The organism is Bacteroides intestinalis, assembly GCF_003464595.1.
Classification (GTDB): Bacteria; Bacteroidota; Bacteroidia; order Bacteroidales; family Bacteroidaceae; genus Bacteroides; species Bacteroides intestinalis_A.
Genome location: NZ_QRZF01000004.1, coordinates 509,860 through 516,018, shown reverse-complemented (window position 1 = coordinate 516,018; position 6,159 = coordinate 509,860). Strand labels below are relative to the sequence as shown.

The following is a 6,159-nucleotide window of genomic DNA, read 5'->3' as shown; positions in this document are numbered from 1 at the left end:
GTTGCTTATCCTACAAAGATACTATTTTGAAAGCGAATCACAGCATAGACCCTGTAATGTGTTAATGTGTTGATGCTGTTGCTTATCCTACAACGATACTATTTTGAAAGCGAATCACAGCTAACCCATATATGCTATTTCACCCAGAATAGCTGTTGCTTATCCTACAAAGATACTATTTTTTTAAGTGAATCATAACCATATCCGGCTTTAGCTGATATTTTGCATCTACTATTATTTATCCTACATTACAAGCATATCCCTACCTAATCCTAAATATCATCCCCTCTCTTTATTAACGAATTGAAGAGAGAAGCCCCACTTCCTTTTCCGTACCCCTCCTCTCTTCAATCCCTTAATCTCACCTATCTATTTTATCTTCTCCCTAATCTTCGTCAGATACTGCTTCATCCCTTCCGCATCTTTCGTACTGATAATTTCCAGCAAATTCTTTAGCTCCAGACGAATATTTTCCACTTGCGAGGGAGTGCGCGGATTAAAGAGAATTTCCTGAAGCAAGTAATCATCCTCACTCAGCAAACCCTTGGCAATAGCCATATGCTTCTTGAACGTAGTACCCGGAGCCTCCTGGTGCTTCATCACCGCTGCAAAAACAAACGTAGAGACGAAAGGAATAGACAGAGAATAAGCTACCGTCTCATCATGCTCGTCGAAAGTATATTCGAAGATATTGAGGCGGAGCGTCTGGTAAAGGTCCTTGAAGAAAATTTTTCCCAGGTGGTCACCTTCACTGATGATGATAGCATTCTCGCTGCTCAGATTGCTGAGGCTGGCAAACGTAGGGCCAAACATCGGATGCGACGATACATAACGGAAACCACTTTCCTCATAGAATTTCTTCAATCCCGTCTTCACCGAGGCGATATCACTGATGATACAATCCTTGGGCAGCACAGGCAGCACCTTGCGGAATGCGTCCAGCGTATATCTCACCGTGGCGGCATTGATTACCAACTCCGGTTCGAAGTCCTTTATCTCTTCCAACGTGGTGAAACGATACGTGTTGTAGACAAAACGCAACTGGTGCGGATTCACGTCGAACACTGCCGTTTCATGTTGGAAACTTAGAATATCTGTAAAGAAAGAGCCCATCTTGCCGGCTCCGAGTATTAAAATACGCATAAATTTAGTGTTTAGGTATTAATGATTAGTGATAAGTGAAAGATAGCGTAGCCATTAATCACTTATCACCAGTCGCTAATCACTTGTTTATAATTTCCATTTGTTGCCTCACACTCTCCTCGTGTATCAGCTCGAATACCTTCTTGATAAATTCCGAATCCACGCCCAGAAGCACACCTTGAGAACCGCGTTTGTCCAGAATTTCATTGTAACGTCCCGTTTGCAGAATCGTCATATCGTGTTCTTTCTTGAACGTACCGATTTCACGTGCCACACGCATACGCTTGGCAAGTTCCTGCATCAGGTTGTTGTCGCACTCGTCAATCTGCTTACGCAGTTCACTGAGATTTTCCGTGGTCTGTGTCTCTTTACGGATGACGAGTAAGTTCAGGATGTAATCCAGTACATCCGGAGTCACTTGCTGCGAAGCATCACTCCATGCACAGTCGGGGTTGCAGTGGCTTTCGATAATCAGACCGTTGAAACCGAGGTCCATAGCCTGCTGGCAAAGCGGTGCGATGAGTTCGCGCTTACCACCGATATGGCTGGGATCGCAGATGATCGGCAGGTTCGGGATGCGACGACGCAACTCGATGGGGATATGCCATTGCGGCAGATTGCGGTACAACTTCTTGTCGTAACTGCTGAAACCGCGGTGGATGGCTGCCAGACGTTTCAGACCGGCATTGTTGATACGTTCCAGGGCACCGATCCAGAGTTCCAGATCCGGGTTTACCGGATTCTTCACAAACACAGGAATATCCACCCCCTTCAGTGCATCGGCAATTTCCTGCATGGCAAACGGGTTGGCAGTGGTGCGTGCGCCAATCCAAAGGATATCGATACCTGCTTTCAGACACTCGTATACATGCTTCGAAGTGGCTACTTCGGTAGAAACGTACATTCCGGTTTCTTTTTTCACCTCTTTCAGCCATGCCAGACCGTCTACGCCTACACCTTCGAAACCACCCGGTTTGGTACGCGGTTTCCAGATTCCGGCACGGAATATCTTCATTCCTTTTTCGGCCAGTTGCTTGGCGGTGCACATTACTTGTTCTTCTGTCTCGGCGCTGCAAGGACCTGCAATTACCATGGGACGTTTGTCCTCAACGCCCGGCAGCAAAATCGATTCTAATTCAAGTTCCATATTCTTTTATTTTTGTTCAATTATATTTTTATTGTATAGATATTTCTCAGTGTCTTCTGAACCCTCTGTAACCCCCGTCGATAAAGCCTTTCGAACGTGTTAATAAATACAGGCCTCGTTTTTTAAAACGGTGAGTGACTTGTGCTACAGGACTTCTTTTTTGTAAATATATTACTTCATCTCCCTGATGCGCTTCAATGCCTCTTCCAATTTATGATCTTTGCAGCAAAGCGAGATGCGGATATACCGTTTTCCGTTACTTCCGAAGATAAATCCCGGTGTGATGAACACGCGTGCGTTGTGCAACACCTTTTCAGTCAGTTCTTCAACGTCGGCACAGCTATCGGGAATTTTTCCCCAGAGGAACATACCTACCTGTTTTTCATCGTATGTACATCCCAGTGCGTGCATGATTTCCCCTGCCAGATGGCGGCGGTTGCGGTAGTTCTTGTTATTTCCGTCGTACCATTCCTGTTCGGCTTCCAGAGCGTTGGCGGCTGCCAGTTGCATGGCGCGGAACATACCACTGTCGATGTTGCTCTTCACTTTCAGGATCCATTGCACAAAGTCGGCGTTGCTTGCCAGCATACCGATACGCCAGCCCGGCATATTGTGGCTCTTGCTCATGGAGTTGAACTCGATGCAACACTCTTTGGCGCCCGGTACATTGAGGATGCTGAGGGGGCGGTCGTTCAGGATGAAGCTGTACGGGTTATCGTTTACAATCACGATGTCCTTGCGGCGTGCAAAGTCCACCAGTTTTGCATAAAGTTCCGGGGTGGCGTTAGTTCCGGTCGGCATGTTCGGATAGTTGGTCCACATCAGCTTTACGCGGCTCATGTCCATCTTTTCCAGTTCGTCGAAGTCGGGCATCCAGCCGTTTTCCTCTTTCAAGTTGTAGTTGATGACTTCCGCGCCCAGTATCTTGCTCAATGAGGTATAAGTGGGGTAGCCCGGATTGGGAACCAATACCTGTTCGCCCGGATTGACGAAGGCCAGTGTGACGTGCAGGATACCTTCTTTCGAGCCGATGAGCGGCTGTATCTCAGTATTAGGATTCAGCTCCACGCCGTACCATTTCTTATACCAGGCGGCAAAGCTGCGGCGAAGTTCGGGGATGCCGACATAAGGCATATAACCGTGTCCGTCAGGGTTTTGTGCTTCGCGGCACAGGGTCTGTATGGTTGCTTCCGAGGGAGGCATATCAGGGCTGCCGATTCCGAGGCTGATTACGTCTTTTCCTTCGGCATTCATTTGTGCCACCTCTTTCAACTTCTTGGAGAAGTAGTATTCGCTCACGCTGGCCAACCGGTCGGCGGGCTTGATCTTAGATGTTTGATTTTCCGTCTGCATATTCGCCTAATATTTTAAGTTCTTTGGTTAGCGGTGTGATGGCCGCGATGGATTGTTTATATCTCAGTAGGTTGTCGAAAACAACGTCTACGTAAAATTGGTATTCCCATTCCCGCCCGATGATGGGCAGTGACTGTATCTTGGTCAGGTTGATGCTGTAGAACGAAAGAATGGACAGTACTTGCGAGAGGCTCCCTTCCGTGTGGGGCAGTGTGAATACCATGCTTGCCTTGTTGGTTTCCGGGTGTGGATGGCGGCGTATTTCGTCTACTTGCCAAGGATCGGCAACTACCAGAAAACGGGTGAAGTTGTGCTTGTTTGTTTCGATGCCTTCCTGTAACACCTTCATGCCGTAACGCTCGGCAGCGGCCTTGGAACAGATGGCGGCGTGTCCTTTCAGATTTTCCCGCTTGATGATTTCGGCGCTGAGGGCGGTGTCTTCCGCTTCCACTACTTTCATTTTCGGGTGCTGGGCAAGGAACTCGCGGCATTGCATCAGTGCGATGGGGTGGGAGTTGACTTCCGTCAGATCGTTCCAGTCCTCATCGGGCAGGCAGACAAAGCTGTGTGAAATGCGTAGTTTGTATTCGCCTATGATTTGTGTTCCGCTCTGCCGCAGCAACTCGTTGTTGTGCAACAGGCTACCTGCAATGGTATTCTCTATTGCCAACATTCCTATGGTCTTGCTGTCTTTCTTCACGGCTGCAAACACGTCCTCAAAAGTAGCGCAACAGATTAACTCTATTTCTTCTCCTTCGAAGTACTTGTGTGCGGCAATGTCGTGATACGACCCTAATGTTCCTTGAATGGCTATTCTTTTCATACTGTTTCTTTAAAATAAAAAATCCCGCTTCCATACAATGGAGCGGGATTAAGTATATTACTTTAGTTCTCTATTCAGTTCTTAAGCATCACTGTCACTTGACACATACAAACTCCCGCTCTACTTTCTGGCTAAAGTAAAAGTAAAAAAAGAAGTAATATGTATAAGTAAACAAATTCATACTTTCGTTTTCTTTTTGTTTTTAATTTCGTGGCAAAAGTAATACTTTTCTCTTATATGCAAGCAAAAAATGATATTTTTTTTATTTCTTCTTCAAAATTAGCTTTCAGACGAGTGCTTCCGGTTGTCTTTTTCTGCCGGAAATCCATCAATCGTCGTGCATGATTCCCTTGATTTGCTCCCATTTGTTCACGGCATCGTTGGACTGTGCTTTTCCCGGAGTGCTCCGGCCTTCGCGGATGTACTTTTGCAACAGGTCTTTCAGTTCGCTGACTATTTCGGGATGTTCCTGATAGACATTTTTGCTTTCGGTGGGATCGTCTTTCATATTATAGAGTTGTATCGGTGGGAGCTGGGCAATGGCTTCCTTGTCCACGCCTGGCTTGGGATAGCTCCAACCGCCGGAACTGGGGGAACACAACAGTTTCCAGTCTCCTTTACGGATGGCAAACTCTCCGCGGATGGAGTGGTGCACGGTGGCTTCACGGATGGTTGGCATGTGGTGCGGATTCCGGATGAGGGGAAGAATGTTGTAACTGTCTTCCGCTTCGTTATCTTTCAGGGGATAATGGTTGAGGGCGGCAAAAGAAGCGTAGAAGTCGTTGAGGCAGATGGTTTGCGCACAGGTGCCTCGGCCTGCACCGTTGGCCCATTCTACGATGGTGGGTACGCGGTGACCGCCGTCGAAGAGATCGGCTTTCATGCCTCGCCAGATGTAGTTGGCATGATGCCCTTTAGCTGCCATTTCGGGGATACCTCCGGCGGGAGAGCAACCGTTGTCGGTGGTGAAGACTACGATGGTATTGGAGTCTATGCCGTTGCGTCGCAGGGCTTCGCGCACTTGTCCCACTACATTGTCCACCATCAGGACGAAGTCGCCGTAATCACCCAGTCCGGTTTTTCCTTTGAAGGCTTCGGCGGGCAGGATGGGGGTATGAGGGGCGGGCAGGGGTAGATAGAGGAAGAAGGGGCGTTCGTCTTGCGCGTGACGGTTGATATAGTCTACTGCGCGGTGGGTCAGGTTGGGCAGACAGTCCTGGTGGTTGAAGTCGTTGGCTATGGCGCCTGCACGCCAGAAGCCCGGTTTCTTTCCTGCGGGTACGGTGCCTATTTGCGTGGTGGTGGGCTGGCGGTTTTCTATATATACATAGGGGGCCATGTCGAGGGAGCCGCAGAAGCCGTAGAAATAGTCGAAGCCTAAGTCGGCAGGACCGTTGGTGATGGGTTTGGAGTAGTCCACGTCTTCGTCGTTGAGGGCGTTGGCGCCGGGTTTCTCATGTCCCGGTTTTGTGCCCCAGTTCCAGCCTAAATGCCATTTGCCAATGCAGGCGGTGGTATATCCGTTTGCTTTCAGCATGGATGCCATGGTGCTGCGGGTGGTGGGGATGATAGGGCGGGAGTAGCCGTAGAGTACACCGCTTTTGAGGCTGGAACGCCAGTTGTAGCGTCCTGTGAGGATGCCATAGCGGGTGGGGGTGCTGACGGCTGAACAGGAATGAGCATCGGTGAACAT

The 6,159-nt window shown here is 48.6% G+C and carries 5 protein-coding genes; all 5 read right to left on the bottom strand.

Annotated elements, in window-relative coordinates; all coding sequences use genetic code 11:
* Positions 1 to 369: 369 nt before the first annotated feature.
* Positions 370 to 1,143 carry a prephenate dehydrogenase/arogenate dehydrogenase family protein gene (locus DWW10_RS08655; protein WP_007218812.1) on the bottom strand — a complete coding sequence of 258 codons (774 nt, stop codon included), beginning with the start codon at positions 1,141 to 1,143 and terminating at the stop codon, positions 370 to 372.
* A 79-nt stretch (positions 1,144 to 1,222) separates the two neighbouring features.
* The gene (locus DWW10_RS08650) at positions 1,223 to 2,290 is read right to left on the bottom strand and encodes a bifunctional 3-deoxy-7-phosphoheptulonate synthase/chorismate mutase type II (protein WP_029427824.1); all 1,068 of its coding nucleotides are present in this window, start codon (positions 2,288 to 2,290) and stop codon (positions 1,223 to 1,225) included.
* Between the two features lie 171 nt (positions 2,291 to 2,461).
* Entirely contained in the window at positions 2,462 to 3,643 is a 1,182-nt protein-coding gene (locus DWW10_RS08645) for a pyridoxal phosphate-dependent aminotransferase (RefSeq protein WP_118421186.1), read from the bottom strand.
* Positions 3,618 to 4,466: a prephenate dehydratase gene (locus tag DWW10_RS08640; protein WP_007210092.1), complete on the bottom strand. Its 849-nt coding sequence runs from the start codon at positions 4,464 to 4,466 to the stop codon at positions 3,618 to 3,620. The genes DWW10_RS08645 and DWW10_RS08640 overlap by 26 nt, the downstream gene beginning before the upstream one ends.
* Positions 4,467 to 4,794: 328 nt before the next feature.
* A partial coding sequence (locus tag DWW10_RS08635) for a sulfatase family protein (protein WP_259320445.1) occupies positions 4,795 to 6,159 on the bottom strand: 1,365 nt, incomplete at its 5' end.